This window comes from Paenibacillus sp. J23TS9 (genome assembly GCF_018403225.1).
Lineage (GTDB): Bacteria > Bacillota > Bacilli > Paenibacillales > Paenibacillaceae > Paenibacillus_AQ.
Map to the genome: position 1 here is coordinate 582,254 of NZ_BOSG01000003.1, position 26,422 is coordinate 608,675.

A 26,422-nucleotide genomic window follows, 5' to 3' on the forward strand; every position below is an offset into this window, starting at 1 on the left:
GCCTACCAGCGTCATACACCTTCCAAAATGCACTCTCTCCAACCGACATATATAATATAGAAAGATAGAAACGAAAAACGGAGGAAGCATTACCAACATGAATAGTAACATTCTAAGATTATCACCAAGGGGCCGGAACCTGAAAAAGCTGGTTGAGAAGTCCCATTGCTTATACGATGAATTCGGTATAGATATGACCCAAAAACAACAAGCGCGGAAAATTATTTCCCATGGGAGGATTCTTACTCTCCACAAAATCCTCACTACCAATCAGAACATGAATCAGCTCTTCCCGGATCGAAGTGAATGTGAGCGTGCCAAGATTGAGTGCAGGGAAATGGCAAATGAACTTGCTAAAGCCCTTGGAAACAAGCGTAAGACCAGAACCGCCGCAGAGAGGGCAATGAAGAGAGAACAACAGGAAAAGGAAGCGGATAAGTTTAAGAAACGTGTACGACTTCTCAAGCACCTGAAAAAAGAACAGCTCATACCCACCCTTCTCAAATATACCCCGGAAACTGAACTCAAAGCGCTTCTTCAAGAGGCTAGACAAGAGAGAGACCAAAAGCGTGCGCTTAAGGCGCAGGATACCGATTCGTGAAACAAAAGGAAGAGAGCCCTGTACAAGCCCTGGACTCTTCTTTTTTCTGTTTCCGAGAAAAGGAGAGAATGAAAGAGGAAACACGCTAAGAAAGTATGATTTCCCCTCCAAAATTCAGGAATTTCAAAAACAAGAAAAATAGCATAAGCCGTATCCGGCAGTCACCCCTCCCCAATCGGTCCGATCCCCTCATAGTCAGTCCCGCTTAGTGCGGAATGACAGAAATACAGGCATCTAATATGATAATTACATAAACAAATGCACCTTGAAAACAGAACAGACAAGCACCAAATGTACCACTGGGAGACCCCCACTACAAAGCCTGCCTGCTGGGGTACAACATTCCGCCATGGTCGCCAAAACCGCCCATCTCTTTTTGGGACGGAAAGGTCGATCCGGGCGGTAACCGGGCGGCAAGGTAGGACCTATCAAAAAGAAAAGGAAGTGCCAAAATGCAAGTGGACAAATTGTACCGCCCATGCCCGAACCTTTCTCCGTTGGAGGACGGCGATCATCTGGGTGTTATCGTTCGCTCGGAATGTCACCGTGCAGATGGGGAAGCCTCAGCAAAACTAAAGCTTGGTCTTCATATACTACCGGAGGGAAGCGATCACCCCTATTACCTGGAACATGTCATCCCTGTAGATTGGGAGCCGGGCAGTCAATTCATGCATACACTCACCGTGCTCCGGTGTCTTCCCCTAGAAGGTGGATACCTGAACCCGGAAGATCTTCTTGGCACGGCTATAATACCGACTATTTCAATAGGATCAATGGTAAATACGGGAGAAAATTACGCCATCGGAGATATTCGGGCGGCGACCGAGGAAGAAATCGCCCGTACCAATTGGGACCCGGAGGACAACTTTCCTGATTCAGAAGACGATACTGACGTGATGGATGAGGGCTGCCTTGAGTACGAAGAGTATGCCAACAGGAACACAGAAGACGACATTGACGAGCTTGACTGGGACGACCTTTTCTAGTCACGCTTGCAGGACACACTTTTAGCAACTCGTTTGTTAAAAACCACATTCGGAAAGAGGGATTCAGGATGAAAAACAGGTTTGGGGAAAACTCGAAGGAAACCGATGCACAGAAGCTAATCAATCTCGGCGCTGACGGCGTGTACTTTACTGATAATTTAGGCGAAGCATACGTAGAGATCACGGAAAAGAATGTCCGACGCTCCCTGAAGGTTAACAGCAAAGCATACAAGCTTCTCCTCCACAAACGTTTCTATAGCGCTACAGGCAAGCCTGTGAGCCCGGAAGCATTGAAGCAAGCCGCCTATCACTTCGAGTCCATTGCTACATTCGAAGGAAAGAAAAGAGAGCTATCCAGGCGTGTAGCCCTTGCAAAGGACGGACGCATTGTTTACGACCTGGCCGATTCGCAGTCCGGTGCCGTCCTCATCGGCCCCAATGGATGCCGGGCATATAAAAACGGGCCCAGCATCTTCCACCGTACCACGAATACGGCTCCGCAGGTGTGGCCTGATTTCGATGAGGCGCACGACCCGCTGAAATTGCTTTCGAAACATTTCCGGACCCAGCTTAAACAGGACCTCTTCTTACTGGCCGTCTACATTGTTAGCTGTTTCATTCCGGAAATGCCTCATCCGCTTCTCGTGCTCGCTGGGGAGAAAGGCGCTGCGAAGTCTACTTCCATGCGGATGATTCGCGCCATCGTCGACCCTGCGAGAACGGGTTTGCTTTCCATGCCCAACAGCACCGACAACCTGGGCATCATTCTCAGCAACAACTACATGCCGGGATTCGACAATCTTGATTCCCTATCATCCGAACGGAGCGACCTGCTATGCATGGCAGCCACTGGGGGCAGCATCGCCAAAAGAAGACTTTATACCGACGACGAGGAAGTCATACTCCAGCTCAAACGCTGCGTCATGCTTAACGGCATAAACATTGTCGTTACGCGCTCAGACCTGTTGGACCGCTCCATTGTCATCGAATTCAAGCGCATCCCGCCTTCCGAGCGAAAGGATGAAGGGGAAGTATGGGACGCTTTTCGCCAAGACTTGCCCCAAATCCTGGGCTCGTGCCTTCTCTTACTCTCCAAGGCAATGGCCATTTTCCCACAAGTGGAGCTTGCCGAGAAGCCAAGGATGGCCGACTTTGCCAAATGGGGGTATGCCATTGCCGAGGCCATGGGGAAACCAGGTCAGCTTTTCCTGAAGGCCTATAGCGAAAATCAGCAACAGGCAAGCCAGGAAATCCTGCACAATAACCCTGTAGCAGCGGCCCTCTTGAAGCTCATGGAAGACCGGCGGGAATGGGAAAGCAGCCCAACCGCCCTGTACACGGCGCTTCAGGATGTATGTATGAGAAACGCCATCCGCATCTCCGGGAGGAACTGGCCCGAGAGCCCAAATGCGCTCACCCGGCGGATGAACAACCTGCGGTCGAATCTGGAACAGGCCGGACTTTTCTTCGAATCCCGTAAAACAGGCGACAGAAAGGTCATCATTACCAACGAACACTACAAGCCGGAGTCTTCCCTCTCCCTCAAGAAAAAACGCAGAGGGAAATGAACGCCTGAAGAAAACCGTCCTTACCGCCCCAATCGTCCAGGCACAAGCGACGGTTCGGGCAGAAGTTAGAAGGCAAAAAGGTTGGGATCCCCCCAAGCGGAATGTCTGAATTTTCAGATATATATTATCTTCTTGTACCCCTTGAGTAACAGGGGCGGAACAATACCCGCTTGGAGGCGAAACCAATATGTTAAACATTCACTGCACGACAGACATAGACACCATGGCTCACAAATGCGCACCCGTCCTGATACACGCGGTCAGAGAAGAGCTCGACCAGCTTCGCAAGCTGCTGGATTTCGACGGTAAGGGAGACGTCTTTCGGCTAGACGGTAAAGGCTACTGCATCGTGTGCCTGGAACCCCAGGAACCGAATGCCTCCATCTTCTCACTCGGCCTCAATTACCCCTACCTAAATGTAGAGTTCGTCGAGCTGCTTACAATCAAAGGCATCCCGTATTACCGGATCATGCTCATGCACGATAACGAGAGCTTCACAAGCGTGTTCTCCTTGAAGGGAGAACAGGAGATCGAACTGGAAACATGGCTTGCCCTACAGGCCATTGAAGGGGGGGCTGATCCGGAATGACGATAAACGAATTTGAAAAGCCAGCGAAAAGGGTTCAGGTGGTGAGCCTGCGGCTGGTTCGTGAGAAAACGTCCATCCTGTATCCGCAACGAAGAATCTACAGGGCGGGCGATGCCGCTGACTTATTCCGCCAATTTCTCGGTGATTTTGACCGGGAAGCGTTCTGCATCCTCACTTTGGACACCAAGAACCAGCCAACAGCCATCCACATGGTATCCTGCGGGACGCTCAATGCCTCGCTGGTGCACCCGAGGGAAACCTACAAACTCGCCATTCTCGCCAATGCCGCATCCATCATCGGATGCCACAACCATCCGAGCGGAGACCCGACGCCAAGCTCCGAAGATGTCGAAATCACCGAACGCATCCGGGATGCGGGTTTGCTTATGGGGATCGAGCTTCTCGACCACATCGTGCTGGGAGAAGGGAACTTTGTCAGCCTGAAAGAACGAGGACTAATGTAAATCATCTTTAGAAAGGGGCACGACCACCGATGGCAAAACTCACTTTCGCTCCGCGTGCGGCGACCAAAGGAATTTGGGACAACCTTCCGCATGAATTGCCGTTCATCTTGTTCAAATTTATTGATGCACAGTTGGACCAGGACCTGGAGATGGACTACCTGCAAATCTTCGAATTGTCGATGGAGGACTTCAAGGGGCAGAAGGTTCAGCATATCATTCACCGCCAGGAGCAGCCTGAAAGACGCACCGAGTACACCCTTGGCGGCATCGAAAATCCCGTCGACCTCACCGTATGGATCGTTGACGAGGGCATTCACGCCCACATTCTGCTGCCAGAAGAATACTGAAGACCACAAACGCCAGGGAGGAATCAGCCGTGAATACCATACAAGAATCGAACGAACAAGACCTCTTTATAGACGTCCTTGCCGACATGATCTGCCAGTACTTCGATGCCGAACAAGAGGAGCGGCAACAGCGAGCTGCCTACTGGCTGAAATACCTCGCAAGTCTGGGCATCGAAGCGCAGATCGTCGCGTAGGGGATTCATGAATTACGAAAAACAACTGGCCGCCCTGTACATTCGCGTTTCAACCGAGCAGCAGGTCGAGGGCTTCAGCCTGGATGCCCAAAGGGACACCCTGCAGGACTACTGCCGCAAGTCTCACATCAATGTTTACAAGGTTTATGTCGACGCGGGTCGCTCGGGCAAGTCTATTGATGGCCGACCGGAACTCCGCGAACTTCTGGATGATGCCCGCAGCGGTCGCTTCCAGCAAGTCGTGTGTCTGCGGTTGAATCGTCTCTCCCGCAATCTGGCGGATCTCCTGCACATCGTCGAGCTGCTGGACAAGCACGGCATCGCCCTGCGCAGCCTGACGGAGGAGTTCCAGACAGACACGCCGATGGGCAAGTTCGCCCTTCAGATGGCCGGGTCCGTGGCCGAGCACGAAAGGCGGCAAATTGCGCAGAACGTGCGCCACAGCATGCAGCAGCGCAGCAAGCTCGGCAGATGGAACAGCGGCAATCAAGTTCTCGGATACCGATGGGTCACCCATCCCGACGACCCGCGCCTTTCCTACGTGGAGATCGTGCCCGAGGAGGCCGAGCGGGTCGTCTCCATTTTCGAGATGTACGCCAGCAGCCTCGGCCTGAAGGCCATCGTCAACCGGTTGAACGGGGACGGCCACAGGACGAAGCGCGGCAAGGCCTTTCATAGCATTTCGGTACGCGGCATCCTGACCAACGTTAACTACATCGGCAAGATTACCTACACGGACGAACAAGGCAACAAACAAACGGTAGACGGCGAGCACGAGCCAATCGTCCCGATAGAACTTTGGGAGCGTGTGCGGCTGCGGCTTGCCGGAAGCTCATGCCCGCCAACAAAGCGCATCACGCGTCCCTTCCCGCTGTCCGGGCTTCTCAAGTGCCCGAGCTGCGGAAGCAGTATGATTCCGTCCCACGTAACACGGAAACGAAAAAACGGCATTCATTCTAGCAGCTTCTACTATGTGTGCAGCCGATACAACTCTGGAGGAAGCAAGGTTTGCCGGGCGAATCATATCCGGGCGGATGAAGCCGAAGCCTGGGTCGAATCCCGGGTCCGGCATTTCATCACCCATCCTTCCGTTGCAGAGCGGCTGGTGGAGGAGATCAATCTCAGACGGGACAGGAAGTTGCTACCCATCCGGCAGGCATTGAAGCAAATCGACGCCCAGCTCGCTTCTCAGAAAAAGCGAAGCCTCCGCTGTTACGAACTTTTTGAGGACGGGCACATCGATGCCCCGGAACTCAGAAAAAGACTGGACATGATCCGGGCTGAATCAGGGCTTCTGGAGGAAGAAAGGGAGAAGTTAGAGCGATCTGTAGCCGAACAGCCTGAGCGCCTCATTCCTGAGGCGAGCATTCGGCAAGCCCTGGACAGCTTTCGGCCCATGATGCGGAATGCCTCGCCCGAGCAGCAAAAGAAGCTTTACCGAAGCCTTATCGATTACATCGCTGTCCCGCGTGACCGGGACATCTCGGCGGCGACCATCCAGGGCACTGCAGCACTGCTGAGCCTGGAGATTCCACGATACCAACAAGGAGGGACAAACAAGCATGAACCAAACAGTAAGAGTCGCCATCTACGCCCGCGTCAGCACGGAGGAGCAGGCCGAATACGGCTACTCCATCGACGCCCAACTTGACACCCTGCGCGAGTATTGCAAGGTGCACAACTGGGAGGTCGTGGGGGAGTATGTGGACCGGGGCATCAGCGGAAAGAGCATTGAGGGACGTTATGAGCTGCAACGGCTCCTTCGCGACGCTCAGGACAAGATGTTTGACGAGGTGTTCGTCTGGAAGTTCAACCGGATGGCTCGCAAGAACATCGACCTTCTCCATATCGTCGATCTGCTGGAAAAGAACAATGTTGCCTTCCGCTCACTTTCGGAGAATTTTGACACAACCACGTCCATGGGAAAATTCGCCCTGCAAATGATGGGCGCCGTGGGGGAGCTTGAGCGTAACACGATCGTGGACAACGTGAAAATGGGCCACAGGCAACGCGCCAGAACAGGCAAGCACAACGGTAAGGTGCCACTCGGCTACCGGAGCGTAAAGATTGATGAACGTGGAAGGGAGACCAGGATTGTCGTCATCGAGGAGGAGGCGGCACTCGTCCTCAACATTTTCGAACAGTATGCCGCCGGTCACGGCCTGAAAGCGATCGCCAACGATCTGAACCACCGGGGCCACAAGACCAAGACGGGCAAGACTTTCTCCACTTGCGCCATCCGGGACATTCTCGATAATCCGATGTTTGTCGGAAAAATCCGCTATAACCGCTACGAGAACTGGGCAGAGAGGAGGCGCAAAGGCAAATCCTCAGAGATCATACTTGCCGAGGGTCATCATCCGGCGATCATCTCTGAAGAGTTATGGGAGAAGGTACAGCTCCTACGACATAAGAAGAGTGTCATGCCGAAAAAGCGTTTCGAGGGGGAATACCTGCTGACCGGGCTCATCCGATGCCCCGAATGCGGCGCGGCGATGACCGCAAGCCGAACGGTGAACCGGGCGAAGGACGGAACGAAGATCGTTCGCATGTACTACTCCTGCGGTCGCTTTCGAAGCGAAGGAAGCTCCGTATGCCACGCCAACAGCGTCCGCAAGGACGAAGCTGAGAAAATAGTGATGAAGCGCATTCGGGACGCTGTCATGAAGCCTGACATCCTTAAGAAAGTCACCCGCAGCGTTAACGAGCACAGATTGGGACGCATTAAACCCCTACGGGATGAACTGGCAGCAGTCCAAGCCCGCATCGACAAGCTGGAGATGAAGAAGCGCAAGTACCTTGAGCTATACGAGATGGACGAGATCGACCGCAGCTTGTTTGCGGAACGCCTGAACGACCTGAACAGGGAGCTCGACACCGAGCTTACCCGCCGGTCGAAGCTGCAGCTGGAGCTCCGGGACGATCAGGCCGAGCCCGTCTCCTACGAGCTCGTTCGTTCCCTGGTGGGCCGGTTCGACGCCCTGCTCAGCCGCTCGCCATTCCCGCAGCGCAAGACCCTGCTGCACCTGATCGTGAAACGGATCACGCTGGACGACAGGAAGCGCGTCGGCAGCGTAGAGCTCGCCTTCAACGAGGAGACCGAGAAGCATTTTTTAAGCGTAGCCCCTTCTGCTGAATCAACGGCGGAAGGGGCTTTTCCTTTGTCCGGAAAAGCCCCACGATTAACACAAAATCTGACCATCACAATTTAGCTATGCTTAACAATCTGATTACAGCGATGAAAACAATGCTCTAATTCGGCTGAGTGTCCATGTATCGTCGAAGCTTTCTCTGGCTGGTCCATGTGTGCTATTTTCTCGCATATCGATACATTGTTTATCATGGTTATAAGTGAATGCGTATCTCTTGCCCTTTATTTGTGTCCAGAGGACATTCTTCATATCCCCTTCATGTTCCTTCACTTCCAAGTCAGTCCCCTTATCCTTGTATGCTATTACTCCACCAAAGAGAGCAATAACGCAAGCCTCTACATTTGGAGCATGGTGACCAGCTCGCGCAAGCACTCCCCGAAGGTATTTTCGCATAGTGTCTGAATCATTAAGCACGATCATATTAATACGCTCCTTCTATTTGCTCCTCTTAGATATAGATAAAAGTATGCTACTTTACTTGGGTTATTCTCAAGAAGGCTTAAGTACCCAAAATTTCGCCCTACTTATGGTATGGTTCCCCCCGATTTATCTTCACCGCGCGATAAATCTGCTCGGTGAGCACCAGCCGCATCAGCTGATGCGGCAGCGTCATGCGCCCGAAGCTCAGCTTCTGCTGGGCGCGGCGCAGCACCTGATCGGAGAGCCCGTGGCTTCCTCCGATCAGGAACACGACATGGCTCGTCCCGTACGTGCCGAGCTTGTCGAGTTCGGCAGCCAGCTCTTCCGAGCTCCATAGCTGGCCGCCGATGGCGAGAGCGATCACATGCGCGCTCTCTTTGACATGCGCGAGGATGCGTTCGCCCTCGCGCTCCTTCACGATTGACACTTCCGCTTCGCTCAAGGTGTCCGGGGCCTTCTCGTCCGCGACCTCGATCATCTGGAATTTGATGTACGGGGTCAGCCGCTTGGCGTATTCCTGGATGCCCTGCACCAAATACTTCTCTTTCAGCTTGCCGACCCCAATCAATTGAATCAACATATTCGTATGCCCTCCGTTCATTAAACCTTGATATGTACTGTATTATGGGAAGCTCCCTTGCCTTCCATCCCTGTCCATCCGGGCCGCTTGGAATAGGCTAGTTCTTCTTCCTCGTATTTTCATGATCCTGATCTCTTACACACAAAAATTCACGGATAACACATCTCGCATTTCCATGACAACTAAAAAGGAGCGTGCTCCCACGCTCCCCTTTTACCTTATGCTCTTGTGGTTATACGACCAGAAACTTGCCGGCCTGCTCACAGTGTGCGCACTGCACCGGCGGATCCCAATCGGAAAACTCTGTATCCTTCAGGTCCACAACGTCCGGAGCATCCTCGTATTCATCCACAAACATATCAATAGCAAGCTCCAAATGTTCTTTGCATACTACATACATAAATGAAAGCATCCCTTCTAACGTTGCACACGGTTGTCATAAGTCCATCTTTTGCAAAAATCTTAATTCCTACTCAGATTATAGCCCTTTTTCAACATTTTCGCACATCTGTTTTTCTGGTGTTATCTTTATTGATCCGGCTTTTCCGCCAGCTTCACGTTCGTCGTTTGTTCCTTGCCATCACGGTAAAAGGTAACCTTCACGGTATCGCCGATTTTGACTTTATCGTACAGGAATTTCTTCATTTCCAGCGTCGTCGTAATCGGATCATCATTGAACTTAACGATCACATCATTGAGCTTCAGGCCGCCTTCCTGCGCCGGACCAATGGCATCCAGCACCACGACTCCGTCTTTCACATCGCTTGGCAGTTTCAGCTCCTTGAGCTGATCCTCATCCATTTGGGCATACGGGTTACCGAGATCCATGGAGTAAATGCCGATATACGGACGGGCAATCTTGCCATGTGTCATCAGCTCATCGACCGTCTTCATCACTTGCTCCACAGGAATGGCAAAGCCCAATCCCTCAACACCGGCATCCGCAATCTTCATCGTGTTAATGCCGATGACTTTTCCGTTCAGATCTACTAGCGCTCCGCCGCTGTTGCCTTCGTTAATTGCCGCATCGGTCTGGATGACCTCCTGCTCCCAGTCATATACGCCATCCTGGTTCAGAGATACGGGCACAATACGGTTCGTGTAGCTTACAATACCGGAAGTCAGTGTGTCCCCGAGTCCAAGCGGATTGCCGATCGCAAACACCGTTTCCCCAAGCCGCAGCTTGCCGGAGTCGCCCATTTCCGCTACCTCATTAATATCTTTATCGTTGACTGCCAGCACGGCGATGTCATTCACCTTATCTGCGCCGACGAGCTTTGCTTTTTTCATCTCACCATTTACCAATACCACTTCGAGCTCCTGTGAGCCTTCAATAACGTGGTTGTTCGTAATCACAAAGGCTTGACCCTGGTCTTTTTTGAAAATAACTCCTGATCCTAGAGCCGAATCCTCCAAACTGGTCTTATCCTTCTTGGCATCCTTGTAATTCACAATGCTTACTACGGTAGGGCGTACTTTGGCTGCAGCCGTTACTAATCTGTCATAAGGATCGGCGTTACTGTCCAGCTGCTTGGAATTGATGGCACTAACCGCGACCGCTTCTTTCCCGGAGGAAGGCAGTCCCGTGATCATACTGAACAACAGCACAGCTACAAATGCACTGATGACCGAGCTGATCGTAGCAACCTGAAGCGTGGACATCCCCCGGCTGCGCCTGGATCTTGGCCAAGCTTCCTGCGCCTTGCGGGCTTTGCGGAATCCGCGTTCACGCTTCGTCACTTTGGTCGAATAAAAATCATCTTGAAACAGCCCCATGTGATCCTCTCCCCTTTGTTGTCACGCACCCAAATCCAACCTGCCGTTTGTGTACCTCCAATACCCTCTTAGGTATGTAATCCTGTCCGGTCCTCATCTGAATAATCATTTCCATGTAAGAGCTCGTCTGCATGATCTTCAGTTATCTTCAATCTACCTAAAGATTACCTTTTTGGCGCTGTTTTTTCTGTAGTGCAAAAGTCTTCATTATTATAAACTGCATGATGGCCCTAAAGGTTGCGTTTGAAATCCCCTTTATTTTTAATCACCACAAAACAGCCACTCTTAAGCAAAAAAATCCATATTCCTTAAACTTTTTGATCCAGACATCCAATTTTTACGAGACTCTATCAAAAAACAGGAATATTTCCATCAGCAAGCTACTAGAATAATAGCAGACCAGCAAAGTACAGCCACTTCCAAAGCAAGGCTACACTCGATAATTTACCTAAAATCTGGAGGCTTATTAATCGCCCTCAGCCCAACTGCTGCAAGGACTTTCAGGTTTTTTTCCGGTACAGATTATTGTAACACATGGAGGTCTTCGTACCTAATTTATTTTAAAAGGTTGTACTGGTGAGTTGTGGATTTGATTGTTGATTTTTGGAAATAATAGTAGAAGAGAGTTACCAAGAAAATCATGCCAGGAGGATGAATATGATGGAACGATTTCCGTCCAGTATGGACTATGTGCAGATGATGGCCAAGCTTGGAGATTTGAAGGATGAGCATTACCGCAATACCCTTGCCCTCAGCACGATGATTGAGCTGCTGGTAGACAAGGGCATCCTCACCCGTGAAGAAGTGGAGAGGAAAGCGGCCGAACTCGACCAATTTATGGTTCACTCACCTTATCCCACGGTGTAGGGCGGTCATAATACGTATCGCATAATTTAAATTCACTGTCTTTATAAAAACAGCCTCGTTCCTCCATACTGTCGCGCACGGTCATTTTAGCCAGATCCATCATGTTATGGTCGCGGCTGAGATGTGCGAGATACGTCCGCTTCAGATCACCCGTGAGCAGTTCGCTAAGGGCTTCACCGGCAGCGATATTGGATAAGTGACCCATATCACCAAGGATACGGCGCTTAATATTCCAAGGGTATCTGCCCATTCGCAGCAGCTCGATATCATGATTCGCTTCGAGCACCATCACGTTCGAGTCGCTGAGCGACTGCTTCACCTTATCACTCATATATCCGAGGTCTGTAGCCACGCTGAGCTTCTCATTACCGTCATAAAAATTATAGGCTACGGGCTCCGCTGCATCATGCGAAATGCCAAACGATTCCACGCGCAGCGAACCGAAGTCGCGGACTTCGCCGCTGTCCATCACAATCCGGTTCTCCTCCGCGATCTTGCCAATGGACTTCTCCATTGCTTCCCATGTCTTTTCATTGGCGTAGATTGGCAGATCGTACTTGCGAGCCACGGCCCCAAGACCTTTGATATGATCCGAATGCTCATGGGTGACAAGAATACCGTCAATCTCCTCGCCCGTTACGTCCCGCTCCTTCAGCAGCTCATCAATCCGTTTGGCACTCAGGCCTGCATCGATCATCAATGTCGTTTCTTCATTTCTGACCACGGTGACATTGCCTGTAGAACCGCTGGACAGCACTGTAAAAGATATTCCCATAACCACTACTCCCTTTCTTTCTCCGTCTTCGGACTGCTCACAGTAACATCCCCGCTGATGCCCTGTACATAATACATCTCTCCGCTTTCCAGCGTAAACCGCCACGAAGGCGCGGCCACCTGGCTTTCGGAGTTATATACCTGCCCGTAGTACCCAAGCTGAATGTCCTTGATATTCGAACCCGGCGGAATATGCCGCTCCACCAGGGTTTTCAGCGCATTACTAGCCGGCAGCATTTTCTGATTCTCCTCATCTCCCGATGCCGCAATCTCGATTGGAGACTGGCTGTAGGAGATTATCCGCTGCTCACTGTAGTACAATTCCAGCTGGTCGTTAAATAGCGGCCATTTCTGATCCACGAGCGCGTGCATGACGAAGCGTCCGGCAGCTCCGGCCTGTTTAACCCGCTCCATCTCGCTTTTGCTCATATACTCGCTTGCCAGCGGATCATACTGATAGTTTCCGATCTCCGGAATCCGCCCCTTTAAGGCACTCACCAATTCTTTATCTCTAAAAATCAGCTGACTTTCAATTTTATCCTGTAATATGACCAGCCCGCCGATGCTTTCCCCATTCAAATATTGATACGTGATCTTAGGTAGCTGCGGCGTAATGCTCGGAATCTGGCACAGCAGCTGAATCGATTTTTCTTTCATGACTTTCTGCGTACTCTCCGACAAGGAGGCAAAATCCAGATTGGTGTCCGCCTGCTCACGCACATCGGCCCATAGCTGATAACCCAGCACCAGGTTTAGCAGCAAAAAAGCATATATCAATACATTTTTGGCCCGTCCCCAATCCATCCCTTTGCCTCCTTATATGCAGTCATTGTGAGTGTTAACCACTACGGTATTGCTCTCCCGATGGTTGTCACTTCTTCAGAACAATACGGTCCCTCCGCAGCTTCCACCTTCGTCATCATCCTTATCTGATCGTCCGAATCTGTCCGTTCGCCAGCTTCACGGCCCAGACAGGTGTCAGCTTCAGTCCCTTGGTCTCAAGCTCCGGCAGATAAGCCGGATAGAGATCCACAATCGGAGACTCCTTGCTGAATGCTGCCAGCATCGCCTTCAGATCATCGCCGCCAGGCAGCTTTTTCATCTGCTTGGTCTGCTGTCCCATTTTCATATAGATCAGGGAACGCTCGTAAGTAGAGACGTTGCCCTGCTGTAAATCCAGCTTCATCGTACCGTAATGGAAGTTCATCGTATCGAGAACCGGATAAGAGCCGTAATACTGCTGGAACATAATCTGGCTTTGCTCCGTTCCGATGCCGGATAAGTCCAGCCGGTATACGCCATTCCAGCCGCCATGCTCATTCACAAAATCTACTGCCGCCAAAATGTCTTTATCATCGCTGCTCTCCCCGGCCGGCGGAGCCGCCGGGTCCGTGTAGCTCATCCATTTCTGTTCCTGCCGTACCTGGAGACTGCGCTTAGAGTCTGTATATATTTCCGAGCCGTCCTTTTCCTGAATATACCGGGTAATGCCCGGATCAAAAAACAGGCTCTGCTGCATCTGTGCTACCGTATACGAGCCGATCTCCAAATTCGCGTCCACCATGTCCACCGGCTTCTCCGGCAGATAATACGAGCCGTCCGCCTGCATGGCATACGGAATCCAGTTTTTGCCGAAGTCCACATGCTGCTGCACATCCTGCACGGTCAGATCGACCTTGCCGGCTTCATACACTACATCGCCTTCTGTGCTGAAGAACAGCGCATGCGCCTTCGAATCACTTGGCGCGCTGTAGATCCAGATCCGGTTAATCCGCTCAGCTCCAAACAATGAATCGGGCTGAATCTGCATCACCCGCTGCAGCAATGACACCGGAATGCCGGAGCCGAAGGTCAGCTCAATGCCGGGATTCTCGTTACGGATCTTATTCCAGTCCATATTTTCGACAGGCCGCCGCTGGAAGCCTTCGAAACTGCGTCCCTTCAGACGGGTGTATATCAATTTATAGAACGTTGAATTCGGGTAGAAAATGGTATGCTTGCCTTCGCCCATATGAATCAGCATCTTATCCGGATAGAGCAGGTTTTCCACCTTATCCTGCGGACCCATATTGTCTGTTTTGATATAGTTGTTCATCGCCTTGGCGGCCGTGTCGCTCCCCGGAAGGCGATAAATGAGGTAATAGCTCTGAATCAGGCTGCCCAAGACGAGCAGCAGCAGCAAGAGCGACTTCATCCGTTCCTTCATGTTGCCACCCCCTCAACCTCAGTGAGCGGCAATGTAAACGTCACTTTGGTCCCCTGTCCGAGATCCGACTGGATTGAGATTGTGCCGCTATGGGCAAGCACAATCTCCCGGGCGATGGACAGCCCGAGCCCGGTGCCCCCCATGCTGCGGGAACGCGCCTTGTCGACCCGGTAGAACCGCTCGAAAATCCGGTCGAGATCCTTTTTCGGAATCCCGATCCCCGTATCCTGTACGGAAATAGCCAGCATGTTACCCGGCGCCTCGGTCGCTCCCATGGAGATCTTCCCGCCAGGCTGCGTATATTTCATCGCATTGGACACCAAATTGTCCAGTACCTGATCGATTTGATCGCGGTCACAAAGTGCCTTATGCAGTCCGGTTTCCACCTTGACCTCGGCCCCGATGTCCTTCTGCTGCATTTGGAATGAAAACCGGTCCGCCACATCCTCCAGCATTTCAAGCACATCTGTTGGCTGTTTGCGTATCAAGGCTTCCTTGTTATCCAGCCGCGACAAATGCAGCAGATCCGTTACGAGCCGGATCATCCGGCCTGTCTCATTCTGGATCACGCCCACAAACCGTGATGCCAGCGGCGGATCATCGAGTGCTCCGTCATCAAGGGCTTCAGTATAACTCTTGATGGTCGTGAGCGGCGTACGCAGCTCATGCGAGACGTTCGCCACGAATTCACGCCGCGACGCTTCGAGCTTCTCCTGCTCCGTCACATCCTGAAGTACGGCAATCGTACCTGTAATGCCAAATTCCCGGCGGTGGATCGGAGTAAATGTCACTCGAATCATATACGAATGCTCCTCTTCCGGGTTCATCTGCAGCAGCATCGTCACGTACGTACCCTCCGTGAACGTCTGCGTCTGCTCCGCGCTGAGTCCCAGCACCCCCGCAATGCCACTGCCGGACAGTTCCTCTTCATCCACGCCCAAAATCGCACCTGCACGGCGGTTCATCAGAATAATCCGTCCTGCTTCATCTGTCGCAATCACGCCATCGCTCATGTTGGTGAGAATGGAAGCTAATTTTTCCTTCTCTTCCTCATTTACAAGCAGCGCTTCCCGCAGACGGGTTGTCATATAGTTAAAGGCCTCACTCAACTGGCCGATTTCATCATTGCCGAAGACGGGCATTTTCTGGTCAAAATCCCCCTCGGCCACCGCTGTGGCATGCCGCGTCATTTCCTTGATCGGATGGGTAATCGTATGCGCGAGAATGACTCCCAGCACAGCCGTCAGTCCCAGGGCCAGCAATATACCGGATATGAAAATATTGTTAACCCGCCCCATCGTCGTGTACAGCTCTTTCATCGAGGCGACAATGTATACCGCGCCGACAATTTTACCCTTGTTAAACACGGGTTTCGCCACGACCTTCTTGCGGACATTGTCCTCGTCAATGACGTATTCCTCGTTATCCTTGCTGCCCTGAAGCGCGCGACTGACCACGGTTTGCGTATTTTTGCGTCCCACATAGTCCATATGCGACTGATTGGATGTAATCAGCACCTTGCCGCTCGCATCCAGTACCTGAATCTCCGCTCCGTCCATGTTGAACAGATTCGTCACGATCGCTCCCAGACTTTCAACAGAATTATTCTCTCCTGTATCGGCGGTGCTCTCCAGTTTTTCCGCGGCCAGTACGGACAGAAGCTCAGCTCTCTCCTGCAGGTCCTGCGTAAAATTTCGGGTCAGCGAGTTTTTCATGGCGCTCACGAAATAAACACCAATCAGCTGCATGGCGATCAGAATGAGCAGCACATAGATAATGATCAGCTTCGCCTGAATGGTGCGGAAAAAGGAGGTCCATTTCATTTACAGGCCTCCGTTTTTGGGACTGCGCATCACGTACCCAAGACCCCGGCGCGTCAAAATATACTCCGGCTTGCTCGGATTCTCCTCAATCTTCTCGCGCAGCCTCCGGATCGTGACGTCCACCGTGCGGACATCCCCGAAATATTCAAAACCCCATACCGCTTGGAGCAAATGCTCCCGTGTCATCACTCTTCCGGCATTCTTCACCAGATAATACACCAGCTCATACTCACGGTGCGTCAAATCCAGCGCCTCGCCGTCCTTGTACACCAAATACATATCCGTATCTATAAAAAGGTCAAACAGCTGAATGCCCTGCTTCTGCTCCTGCACTGCCACGGCAGCGGCTTCTGTGCCCGCCGTCTTCGTCTGGCGCCTCATATGCGCCTTCACCCGCGCAAGCAGCTCACGCGTGCTGAACGGCTTCGTGACGTAATCATCCGCGCCGAGCTCCAGGCCCAATACCTTGTCGATCTCGCCATCCTTTGCAGTCAGCATGATAATCGGCATGTGCATGCCCTGAGCACGCAGCTCGCGGCAGACGTCCATCCCATCTTTGCCCGGAAGCATCAAATCAAGCAGCATCAGGTCAGGCTGAATAGAGATCGCCATCTCGACCGCGCTTACGCCGTCAAAGGTACAGATGACCTCATAACCCTCTTTTTCCAAATTAAACTTCAAAATATCGGCAATGGGCTGTTCATCATCCACCACCAGAATCGTTCCCTGCATCCGCTCTTTCACCCCGTTCATCGGAACTCGTACAGTCCTCCTAACATTTTACCATACCTCGCTTCGCGTCACATCCTGTCCAAGCGCTTAAACACGGTTTATCTCATGCATTTGTTCAAAAAAAACACTGCCTCGGATAAGAGACAGTGCCCATCTATATCATCGTGTATGATTGCTGAACGTGTTTGGAACTACGGATTAATTCAAGTATTTCATCGGGTTTTGAATGGAGCTTCCCTTATGGATTTCAAAATGGAGATGGGTCCCGGTGGAACGGCCGGTACTGCCCATAATACCAATCTTGTCACCCTGGTTCACATGCGCTCCCGTATGTGTCGATATACTTTTCAAATGCCCGTACAATGTTTCATAACCATTGCTGTGGTTAATGATAATCGCATTGCCGTATCCGTTAATCTGTCCGGTGAATGTGACCGTGCCGTCATCCGCGGCTTTGATCGTCCGGTTGCCTGAAACGATGTCAATGCCTTTATGTGTCTTGCCCCAGCGCGAACCATAGGAGCTGGAGATGGTGGCGCCGCTTACCGGCCAGGCGAACTTGCCTGAGCCTTTGCCTGGAACCTTGGTTCCCTGCAGCACGACTTCGGTCAGCGAAGATTTCACAACGGTTTGGCCCACCCACTGCTCATCAACGACCTTGCCATTGTGCTTCGTAACGACATAATTCATAACCTTGAGGCCTTCCTGGCCGGGACGGACTACCTTGCTCTTACCAGCCGGAAGATCCTTGGACTTGCGGATCTCGATATCAGGCGCTGTCGCCACCTGCTCGGATACCTTTTCAACCGTTGTTACTGTAATGGGCGGCTTGGGAACCGTCAGCTTCAGCTGATCGCCAATCTGCAGATATTTTTCCTTAATCTGCGGATTGTTCGAAAAGATCTCCTTCTGGTTCACGTGAAACTGGTTGGAGATGGAGCTGATTGTATCGCCTTCCTCCACCGTATATGCCAGAGGCGCGTCCTTACCCGTGATCAGCAGCTTGGCGGCCTCTTCAGCAGTCAAAACCTTGTTTGGATCCGTTTCTACTGGAGCTGAAGTCACCTTCTCCTCGATGCGCACCGATTTCACTGCCGGGTTAGCGGCCATATTCGTAGGCTTGGCCGTACCGCTGGCTGCAAGCTTCTTCATCGATGCATTGTTTGCTCCCGAAGCGGCCGCAGTTTGCGGAGCGTACTTCTGCTTCACTTTCTTCAGTGCTGCGTTTATCGTAGCTTGATCCTTAACGATGCCAACTACCTTGCCATCCACCTTCAGCTCCACGCCTTCTGCATAAGCCTTCAGCTTTTTACCAAGCTTGTCCATCGTGTTGTGTGTATCGGGCTCAGCCTTAAAAGCTTTCTCCAACTTGGTTGTAATACCCTCCGTATGCAGCTCCATCGCCACATTCGGATACTTATCCTGATATTCCTGCCGTTTCTGGCTGAATAGTTTATCAATTCGTGCCGGATCATCTATTGTTCCGACCTCTTCCCCATGTATGTAGACATGATAGTAAGGAACCGTCTTGGCGTCGACATATTGATTGCCCGCAAATACCAGACCGACAATGACCACAACTGCTCCAGTTGTACCTGCAATCCATTTCCGGGTAGCACTCCATCTGCGCCCTTTCGGCTCTGTGAGGGTAGAAGTGCTCATGCTGTCATCATGTTCTTCGTGCCCGGAAGCTTGCCCTGCCGATGTTGCCTCTGCTTGCTTCTCCTCCGTTTGGCGAAAACCCATAAAACCCTTCATAATACTCTCCCTTGTGCTCTGTATATCGGGCCATGGATTTTACAAATCCATAGACAAAAAGGTTAAAATTTTGATACCTTTTTACGCCCTTGTCTACTTTAACACAACGTAAGTTAACAATTCAACTCTGCGTAATTAGCAAATAAACCCGCTCCATGAGCGGGTTTCCAGTAATATATGATCATTTTTGTTTATTTATCATGGTGACAAAAAGATAACATTTCCCGGCATGAATGCCGTATTGATCTGGAAATTCGACAACGGCCTAATGCGCCACCGGACCTCTATTCCTGTTCCAGCATCTGTTTCAGGACATTGTATTCCTCGGTGCTCAAATACTTGGCGATGGACTCCTCAATGGTTTGCAATTCCTTCTCGGTCAGCCCATCTTCCATTGCACTTGAGATTTTCTGCATCTCGGTTTGCGGCAGCTTCGTCATGAGGATGTTAAAGATCTGCTCCTTCTCACTGCTTGTCAGCTCCTGCTTCTTCTTAACCACATCATCCGGGCTGATCACGACCTGCTGATCCTGCGCGGATTGACTTCCTGCAGCGGACTCTCCCAGCAGTCCCTGACCCATGACCGGAAGCGCATTGTCCGGTGCCTGCCCGTTTTCTGTAGAGCTTCCGTCCGTACGACTGCTGCCGTTTGCGCCGCTTTCTGCGGGTTTTGTATTTCCGCTGGTCGATGTGTCGCTGCTGTTTTTACCCGTACTGTCTCCTGTAAGAGATCCTGTTTCGCCGCTAGAAACCGGCGGGCTTGTTGTATCCTGATTTCCTGGACTGTTTGTGGTATTTTGAGAATCCTTCGTCTCTTTCGTCTTGTCAGCGCTGCTTCCGCTCTTGAAGCCCAGCATTCCTTTCATCATACTACCCAAGCTAAGAGACTGCCCCTCAAGCGTTATATTAAAACTTGATAGCAGGGATTGCACATAGCTGTTTACTATGGCTCCGGTCGTAAGTACGGTTAATCCGCTGATCAAAGCTACCGTAAGTACCATTTTGAGCAGCCACCGTGTAATTTTCATGCCGTCTTCCTCCTTTATGCCAACCATGCTGGATGATTGCTAGTACGGAAAGTCCAGAAACTTTCTATTACTAGAAGTATTGACGGTTTATGGTAGCTTTTAATCCCCGGATGCAAAAAAAGCCCATCTACCGGGCATTCCCGGCAAATGGGCTTTATTTCTTATGCTTAGTAGATTGGCAAAATTTGATTCGTTTGGCTGCGGTTGCGGCCCACGGAGAAGATGGCAATCGGAATGCCTGTCAGCTCGGAAACGCGTTTCACATAATTCCGTGTCGTTTCAGGCAGATCCTCAAGAGTCTTCGCTTCCGTGATATCCTCGTTCCAGCCTGGCATTTCCTCATATACCGCTTCACATTCCGCAAGCATTTTCAGGCTCGCCGGGTAATGGGTAATGATCTCTCCGCGGTACTTGTAACCGGTACAGATCTTAACAGTATCCAGTCCTGTGAGCACGTCCAGCGAATTCAGGGACAATCCGGTCAATCCGCTGACACGGCGCGCATGGCGTACCACGACAGTGTCAAACCAGCCAACGCGGCGTGCGCGTCCGGTAACCGTGCCATATTCATGGCCTTTTTCACGAATGTAATCACCAATTTCATTATTCAGCTCTGTCGGGAACGGGCCGTCACCCACACGAGTGGTATAGGATTTGGCAACACCGATGATCTGGCTGATTTTCGAAGGTCCTACACCCGAACCGATGCAGACACCGCCGGCAGATGGATTCGAGGAGGTTACGTATGGGTACGTACCTTGGTCGATATCCAGCATCACGCCTTGAGCACCTTCGAACAGCACCTTGCGCTCTTCGTCGATGGCATCGTTCAGCACAACCGATGTATCCGTCACGTACTTGCGGATGAACTCAGCATACTCGAGATACTTCTGGAGTACTTCCTCTACATCAAGCGGCTCCGCACCATACATTTGCTGAATGACTTGGTTTTTCTCTTTCATCAGGTGACGCAGCTTCAGTTCGAACTCTTCGGGATCCATCAGATCGGCGATCCGGATACCGTTCCGGGCTGCCTTATCCATGTAGCAAGGGCCAATGCCTTTGCGTGTGGTTCCGATTTTGTTCGGCCCTTTGCGGTCTTCCTCGAGTCCGTCCAGCACCATATGATATGGCATGATGACATGAGCACGATCGCTGATGACCAAATTATCTGTTGTAAATCCATTATCATGAATGTAATTGATCTCTTCAATGAGTGCAGCCGGATTAATAACCATACCGTTACCGATGACGCAAATCTTATCGGAATAAAACACGCCGGATGGAATCAGGCTGAGCTTATATTTTTTACCGTCAATCAGAATGGTATGTCCGGCATTGTTGCCGCCCTGGTAACGGGCCACCACATCGGCGCTCTCCGCGAGAAAGTCCGTGATTTTGCCTTTGCCTTCGTCTCCCCATTGTGTTCCCACAACGACTACTGTTGACATTTTCATTCCCCCGCTTGGTGCTTAGTACACCTCATTTTAATAATTCCTATGAATTTTGCACGAAAACCAGAAACTCTATGCATGCACGATGCAAGTGGAGTCTCGCTGCACTAATAATCAATGTCATAATGCCATTTGCTGTTTGAAATTAAGCTGGATTGGTTCATACACTCGGTATGAATCCATTATGAAATTGATTCCCAAAGCAGCATTACCAGTGTAACAGTCCGAATTTTTAAAGTCAAATAAAAAACGAACAATCACACATTCGTATGTGCAATTGTTCGGAATTAGAACATGATATTTGCTTTTATCTTCACGGTAGACGCAAGACATACCCAAATGCTCAGCTCACATGGCAAATGGTTCTGCATGCGTCCTTTCGTAATTAACGAATTTATTAAAATTCTTAAGGAATACCAGCTCAACGGTACCTACTGGGCCGTTACGCTGTTTCGCCATGATGATCTCGATAATGTTCTTCTTCTCCGTCTCCTGATTGTAATAATCATCGCGGTAGAGGAAGGCTACGATATCGGCATCCTGCTCGATGGAACCCGATTCCCGAAGGTCGGACATCATCGGGCGCTTGTCCTGACGCTGCTCCACACCCCGGCTGAGCTGAGATAGTGCAATAACCGGCACACTTAGCTCACGGGCTATTTGTTTCAGTGTACGCGAGATTTCAGATACCTCCTGCTGACGGTTCTCGCCAGCCTTGCCTCGTCCTTGAATGAGCTGCAGGTAGTCAATCACGATCATGCCAAGGCCCTTTTCCTTCTTCAAACGGCGGCACTTGGCGCGGATATCCGCTACCGTAATGCCCGGTGTATCATCGATATAAATCTCAGCCTCAGCAAGCGAGGCAATGCCCATCGTCAGCTTGGCCCAATCATCGTCGGTCTTAAAGTCGCCCGTCCGCATGATATTCGCATCCAGATTGGCTTCGGCGCAGATCATACGGTTAACGAGCTGAGGCGCCGACATCTCGAGACTGAAGATCGCTACGGTCTCTTTGGCGCGTACAGCAACGTTCTGAGCAATATTTAGGGCGAATGCCGTTTTACCCACAGAAGGACGGGCAGCCACAATGATCAAATCTGAACGCTGAAATCCATTGGTCATCCTGTCCAGATCCACAAACCCCGTTGGTATCCCCGTCGTGCTTCCGCTCTGCTGGTGCAGAATCTCAACTCGATCGAATACTTCCATCAGTACGTCGCGGATGGCGACGAAGCCGCTGCCCGTTCGCCTGTTGGATATCTCGAGGATTTTACGTTCGGCATCACTGAGCATGCCGGATACATCTTCACCGCCGGTATAGCCCTCGCTGACAATCTGCGTGGCTGTGCGGATCAATCGCCGCAGCATCGATTTCTCTTCGATGATCTGGGCATAATATTCTACGTTGGCCGCGGTCGGTACCGCATGTGCCAGCTTCGCAAGATAGCTGACCCCGCCGACATCCTCCAGCTGGCCCTTGTCCTGCAGACGTGAAGTCAGGGTAATCAGATCGACTGGCTGATTCTCTTCTCCGAGCTGGATCATCGCTTCATAGATCAGCTGATGCGGCGCATCGTAGAAATCCTCCGGCTGCACCCGCTCCATCGCGGTGATCATGGCTTCACTCTGCAGCAGAATTGCACCTAGAACCGCCTGTTCTGCCTCCAGATTCTGCGGAGGAATCCGGTCGAAAAAGAGTTCTCCGCCCATCTTATTCCTCCGTAACCTGAACCTTAAGCGTTGCCTTTACTTCAGGATGCAGCTTAACTGTCATCTGGGTCACACCCAGGTGGCGAATAGGTTCTTCCAGTTCAATTTTGCGTTTGTCGATCTTCACATTCAGCGCCGCGAGTGCTTCGGCGATCTGCTTGCTGGTAATGGCTCCGAACAATCGTCCGCCTTCACCGGCTTTGGCTTTCAGCTGAATCATCGTCTCCTCCAGCTTTTTGCCGAGCTGCTGAGCGTCTTCCTTCTCCTGCTCTTTACGTTTCTGCTCCGCTGCAGTTTGGTTTTCCAGTGTTTTCATATTTCCATCCGTTGCCAGGCGGGCGAGACCGCGCGGCAGCAGAAAATTACCTGCATATCCTTCAGAAACCTCTTTAATTTCTCCCTTTTTACCTTGACCCTTAACATCTTTCAAAAAAATTACTTTCATTCGAACAAACCCTCTTTCTCCTCAATTTGCGCGAGAACCTCAAGCAGCTGCTGCTCAGCTTCCTCTACGCTGCCCTTTAGCTGTACGGCCGCATTCGTTAAATGTCCGCCGCCGCCAAGTCTTTCCATCACAACCTGAACATTCATCCGGCCCAGTGAACGCGCACTGATGCCTATCAGGCCATCCGGCCGTTCGCTGATGACAAACGAGGCCACCACATCCGTCATATTGAGCAGCGTATCTGCCGCCTGAGCAATTAACAGCTGCGGGATGACAGCTCCCGGCTCGGTTTTTGCAAGAGCGACATGATCATATACCATTTTAGCATGCTTAATGATATCTGACTTTGCCAGATATTCCTGCAAGTCTTCTTTCAGCATCCGCTGGATCTGAATCGTATCGGCACCGCTGCGGCGCAGGAACCCTGCCGCTTCAAAAGTACGTGAACCGGTGTGAAGCGCAAAATGCTTCGTATCCACTGCTATACCAGCCAGCAGCATCGTTGCTTCCATCGGGGTAAGCTGAATTTTCTCATGAATATATTGCAAAAGCTCGGTAACCAGCTCACAAGCCGAAGAAGCATAAGGTTCCATGTAGACCAGTACGGCATCGTTGATAAACTCCTCGCCGCGGCGGTGATGGTCCACGACGACAATCCGGCTCGCATTCTGCACCAGCTTCGGCTCCATCGTCATGGAAGCCTTATGGGTATCCACCACCACCAGCAGGCTGTGCGGATTCAGCATCGCAAGCGCCTGCTCCGGCGAGATAAACCGCTCCATAAGCTTCTCATCCTTCTGCACCTGAGCCATCATCCGTTCTATCGACGGATTCGTGCCCGGAAGGACGATATAGGCTTCGACGTTATAGATCTGCGCCGCCTTCAGCACCCCGATGGATGCCCCGATCACATCCATGTCCGGCAAACGGTGTCCCATGATAAACACCTTATCGCTTTCCTGAATCAAATCACGCAGGGCATGTGCAATGACTCTGGCGCGTACCCGAGTACGTTTCTCGACCGCATTGGATTTCCCGCCATAAAAGGACAGACGCTGTCCTGCTTTGACAGCTGCCTGATCCCCGCCGCGCCCAAGCGCCATATCCAGGGAAGACTGCGCCAGTTCGCCCAGCTCGCTAATGCTTTCCGGACCGAAGCCAAGCCCGATACTCAGCGTCATTGGCACCTTCAGCTCGGCAGTCATTTCACGAACCTCATCGAGAATGACGAATCTGCTTTTTTCCAGCTCCTGCAGCGATTTATAATTCAGCATCATCAGGTACCGGTCCGACGAAAGCCGGCGCAGGTATACCTCGTAATGCTTTGCCCATTCTGTAATCTCTGTCGTTACCTTGGCAATCAGGGAGGTGCGCTGCTGATCATCCATTCCTTGAGCCGCCTCATCGAGATTGTCCATCATCATAATGCCGATCGCCAGCTTCTCTGATTCGTATTTCTCGCGAAGGACTGCCATTTCGGTCACATCATACAGATAGATCAGACGCTCCTCCGTATTCAGCATCAAATGGTAATAGGACTCACCGATTTTGATCTCCGTCTGAAAATGCTTTTGCCCATCCTTGTGATTATCCTTGTGGCCGTCCTTATGGCTGCCATCTTTTTTTTCATTCATGATCGATGACAGTGACGGGAACAGCTCCTGAAGCGAATCACCGACGAGCGATTTTTGTTCGAATATTTTACATATATAACGATTGTTCCATTCGACAGTCTTGTCCTCGCCATAGAGCACAATCCCGAACGGCAGGGTGTTAATTGCTTCGCCTTCAACTCTTTTAACACGGAAGGACAAGCCGTTGATATACTCCAGCAGGTTCTTGCGATACCGCATTTCCGCCTTCAGCAACAGGTAGCAGAGCGCCGCCACCAGAATGAGGCTTATGATTCCGAGCGGCCAATTGTACCGGATCACAATAATGACCAAAAGCAGCATCAGCATAAACGCCCAGACGGTATAATAGCCGTGCCAGCGCTGTTGTAGAAATTTAGGCATGACACCCACCCTAACGTTTTGATTTAGTCATAAATTGACGCAGCGGAAATGCAAGATCCAGTATTCCGATGATCCGCATCGGCGGAAACAGCAAGATCGGAATTGCGAACAGCAATGGTATAACCGGATGCCATTTTCTCGTATGTCCCAAGTAATAGAAAAATCCAATGGCTTGAATCATAAAACAAATATGCAGCAGCGGAACCAGGTTCGCGGCAATCATCGTCATATATGAATTGCTGGAACTGCGGGCGAATATCTCAATCACAACTCCGATCAGATAGTACCAGATCAGCGATCTCGGCATCATCCACTCACGGGCAGGCTTCATCTTAGGTACATGTTGGCCCATGCTTTCTATGATTGGACGCGCCAGCGAATGTGTAATAACTGCCATCATGAAGGAGCTGATAATCATCGCAAACGGAATCATCTGCATCGTTGCGTTGCTTAACATTCTCATATCTTCCGGGGTCCAGGCCATATCCGTCATGAGCGGATTATTTCCGCCCACATCCTTCAACGGCGACGTCGTCATTTTCACAATATCATCTACATAACTGGACAGGTCGAAGTTCAAAAACACCGTGCCAATCAGCAGCAGTACGAGCATTTCGGCCAGAATAATCCCCGCTCCTGTCATCAACGTGCGCAGTGCGGGAGCTTTTTTCTTGTAAGCCCGGCCCATAACTATCGCAGGGATCAGGAAGTACGCAGCCAAAAGCAGATTTACCGGATGCACGATAAAGGCAATCAGCCATACCGGGATGGCGTGTAGCAGAAAAGATTTTAGATTTAAGGTTGCAAAAAGAATCGTGGCGGGCAATATCAGAAAAAACACCGTCACGATCGATAAAGGGGAAAGTAAGGAGAGCAGCAGAAGCAGATACACAACGCTCCATACTACCGATGTCCAGCGCATTTTCAATGTCT

26 protein-coding genes are annotated in these 26,422 nt (G+C 51.2%); 10 read left to right on the forward strand and 16 right to left on the reverse strand.

The features are described 5' to 3' along the window. The first annotated feature begins 97 nt into the window (after window positions 1–97). The 9 genes from KJS65_RS21110 to KJS65_RS21150 all read left to right on the forward strand — a co-directional run bounded on the left by KJS65_RS21110 (window position 98) and on the right by KJS65_RS21150 (window position 7,961). On the forward strand, window positions 98–601 hold the full coding sequence (locus KJS65_RS21110) for a hypothetical protein (RefSeq protein ID WP_213651814.1): 504 nt from the start codon (window positions 98–100) through the stop codon (window positions 599–601). A gap of 452 nt (window positions 602–1,053) precedes the next feature. Continuing rightward, window positions 1,054–1,587, forward strand: coding sequence for a hypothetical protein (locus KJS65_RS21115; RefSeq protein WP_213651815.1), 534 nt, complete (start codon window positions 1,054–1,056; stop codon window positions 1,585–1,587). 140 nt (window positions 1,588–1,727) lie between these two features. Further along, the gene (locus tag KJS65_RS21120; RefSeq protein ID WP_213651816.1) at window positions 1,728–3,155 is read left to right on the forward strand and encodes a hypothetical protein; all 1,428 of its coding nucleotides are present in this window, start codon (window positions 1,728–1,730) and stop codon (window positions 3,153–3,155) included. A gap of 187 nt (window positions 3,156–3,342) precedes the next feature. Next, on the forward strand, window positions 3,343–3,744 hold the full coding sequence (locus tag KJS65_RS21125; protein ID WP_213651817.1) for a hypothetical protein: 402 nt from the start codon (window positions 3,343–3,345) through the stop codon (window positions 3,742–3,744). Then, a complete protein-coding gene (locus tag KJS65_RS21130; RefSeq protein ID WP_213651818.1) occupies window positions 3,741–4,208 on the forward strand; it encodes a JAB domain-containing protein in 468 nt (155 codons plus the stop codon). Before KJS65_RS21125 ends, KJS65_RS21130 begins: the two co-directional genes overlap by 4 nt. A gap of 29 nt (window positions 4,209–4,237) precedes the next feature. Beyond that, window positions 4,238–4,555, forward strand: a complete 318-nt coding sequence (locus KJS65_RS21135) for a DUF960 family protein (protein WP_213651819.1) — start codon at window positions 4,238–4,240, stop codon at window positions 4,553–4,555. Between the two features lie 29 nt (window positions 4,556–4,584). Beyond that, entirely contained in the window at window positions 4,585–4,749 is a 165-nt protein-coding gene (locus tag KJS65_RS21140) for a hypothetical protein (RefSeq protein ID WP_213651820.1), read from the forward strand. Between the two features lie 7 nt (window positions 4,750–4,756). Continuing rightward, entirely contained in the window at window positions 4,757–6,400 is a 1,644-nt protein-coding gene (locus KJS65_RS21145; RefSeq protein WP_213651821.1) for a recombinase family protein, read from the forward strand. Further along, a complete protein-coding gene (locus KJS65_RS21150; RefSeq protein ID WP_213651822.1) occupies window positions 6,312–7,961 on the forward strand; it encodes a recombinase family protein in 1,650 nt (549 codons plus the stop codon). Before KJS65_RS21145 ends, KJS65_RS21150 begins: the two co-directional genes overlap by 89 nt. 18 nt (window positions 7,962–7,979) lie before the next feature. On the opposite strand, the gene KJS65_RS21155 is transcribed toward KJS65_RS21150, so the two are convergent. The 4 genes from KJS65_RS21155 to KJS65_RS21170 form a co-directional block, all read right to left on the reverse strand. Beyond that, entirely contained in the window at window positions 7,980–8,321 is a 342-nt protein-coding gene (locus KJS65_RS21155) for a hypothetical protein (protein WP_213651823.1), read from the reverse strand. 100 nt (window positions 8,322–8,421) lie between these two features. Continuing rightward, on the reverse strand, window positions 8,422–8,901 hold the full coding sequence (gene rlmH, locus KJS65_RS21160) for a 23S rRNA (pseudouridine(1915)-N(3))-methyltransferase RlmH (protein WP_213651824.1): 480 nt from the start codon (window positions 8,899–8,901) through the stop codon (window positions 8,422–8,424). A gap of 232 nt (window positions 8,902–9,133) precedes the next feature. Continuing rightward, a complete protein-coding gene (locus tag KJS65_RS21165; protein ID WP_136607486.1) occupies window positions 9,134–9,301 on the reverse strand; it encodes a CxxH/CxxC protein in 168 nt (55 codons plus the stop codon). 128 nt (window positions 9,302–9,429) lie between these two features. Further along, window positions 9,430–10,677 carry a S1C family serine protease gene (locus tag KJS65_RS21170; RefSeq protein ID WP_213651825.1) on the reverse strand — a complete coding sequence of 416 codons (1,248 nt, stop codon included), beginning with the start codon at window positions 10,675–10,677 and terminating at the stop codon, window positions 9,430–9,432. A gap of 660 nt (window positions 10,678–11,337) precedes the next feature. Between KJS65_RS21170 and KJS65_RS21175 the strand changes: the two genes are divergently transcribed. After that, window positions 11,338–11,544 (forward strand): hypothetical protein, encoded by a 207-nt coding sequence (locus tag KJS65_RS21175; protein ID WP_213651909.1) that lies wholly within the window; start codon window positions 11,338–11,340, stop codon window positions 11,542–11,544. Here KJS65_RS21175 and KJS65_RS21180 read toward each other — a convergent pair. The 12 genes from KJS65_RS21180 to KJS65_RS21235 all read right to left on the reverse strand — a co-directional run bounded on the left by KJS65_RS21180 (window position 11,513) and on the right by KJS65_RS21235 (window position 26,411). Next, window positions 11,513–12,319 carry an MBL fold metallo-hydrolase gene (locus tag KJS65_RS21180; RefSeq protein WP_213651826.1) on the reverse strand — a complete coding sequence of 269 codons (807 nt, stop codon included), beginning with the start codon at window positions 12,317–12,319 and terminating at the stop codon, window positions 11,513–11,515. The genes KJS65_RS21175 and KJS65_RS21180 overlap by 32 nt on opposite strands. 5 nt (window positions 12,320–12,324) lie before the next feature. Then, complete coding sequence (yycI, locus tag KJS65_RS21185; RefSeq protein WP_213651827.1) at window positions 12,325–13,122, reverse strand: two-component system regulatory protein YycI; 798 nt, start codon at window positions 13,120–13,122, stop codon at window positions 12,325–12,327. Between the two features lie 121 nt (window positions 13,123–13,243). Further along, the gene (locus tag KJS65_RS21190; RefSeq protein ID WP_213651828.1) at window positions 13,244–14,524 is read right to left on the reverse strand and encodes a YycH family regulatory protein; all 1,281 of its coding nucleotides are present in this window, start codon (window positions 14,522–14,524) and stop codon (window positions 13,244–13,246) included. Beyond that, a complete protein-coding gene (walK, locus tag KJS65_RS21195) occupies window positions 14,521–16,347 on the reverse strand; it encodes a cell wall metabolism sensor histidine kinase WalK (protein WP_213651829.1) in 1,827 nt (608 codons plus the stop codon). The genes KJS65_RS21190 and walK overlap by 4 nt, the downstream gene beginning before the upstream one ends. Beyond that, window positions 16,348–17,079 (reverse strand): response regulator YycF, encoded by a 732-nt coding sequence (gene yycF, locus KJS65_RS21200; protein WP_136608177.1) that lies wholly within the window; start codon window positions 17,077–17,079, stop codon window positions 16,348–16,350. Window positions 17,080–17,277: 198 nt separating this feature from the next. Further along, window positions 17,278–18,837, reverse strand: coding sequence for a M23 family metallopeptidase (locus tag KJS65_RS21205; protein WP_213651830.1), 1,560 nt, complete (start codon window positions 18,835–18,837; stop codon window positions 17,278–17,280). A 284-nt stretch (window positions 18,838–19,121) separates the two neighbouring features. Beyond that, window positions 19,122–19,865, reverse strand: coding sequence for a hypothetical protein (locus tag KJS65_RS21210; RefSeq protein ID WP_213651831.1), 744 nt, complete (start codon window positions 19,863–19,865; stop codon window positions 19,122–19,124). A 167-nt stretch (window positions 19,866–20,032) separates the two neighbouring features. Next, window positions 20,033–21,316 carry an adenylosuccinate synthase gene (locus KJS65_RS21215; protein WP_213651832.1) on the reverse strand — a complete coding sequence of 428 codons (1,284 nt, stop codon included), beginning with the start codon at window positions 21,314–21,316 and terminating at the stop codon, window positions 20,033–20,035. 351 nt (window positions 21,317–21,667) lie between these two features. Then, window positions 21,668–23,029, reverse strand: coding sequence for a replicative DNA helicase (gene dnaB, locus KJS65_RS21220; protein ID WP_136607495.1), 1,362 nt, complete (start codon window positions 23,027–23,029; stop codon window positions 21,668–21,670). Window position 23,030: 1 nt separating this feature from the next. Beyond that, entirely contained in the window at window positions 23,031–23,474 is a 444-nt protein-coding gene (rplI, locus tag KJS65_RS21225; protein WP_213651833.1) for a 50S ribosomal protein L9, read from the reverse strand. Further along, a complete protein-coding gene (locus tag KJS65_RS21230) occupies window positions 23,471–25,489 on the reverse strand; it encodes a DHH family phosphoesterase (RefSeq protein ID WP_213651834.1) in 2,019 nt (672 codons plus the stop codon). Before KJS65_RS21230 ends, rplI begins: the two co-directional genes overlap by 4 nt. Before the next feature lie 10 nt (window positions 25,490–25,499). Next, window positions 25,500–26,411, reverse strand: coding sequence for a DUF2232 domain-containing protein (locus tag KJS65_RS21235; protein WP_244864701.1), 912 nt, complete (start codon window positions 26,409–26,411; stop codon window positions 25,500–25,502). Between the last annotated feature and the right edge of the window lie 11 nt (window positions 26,412–26,422).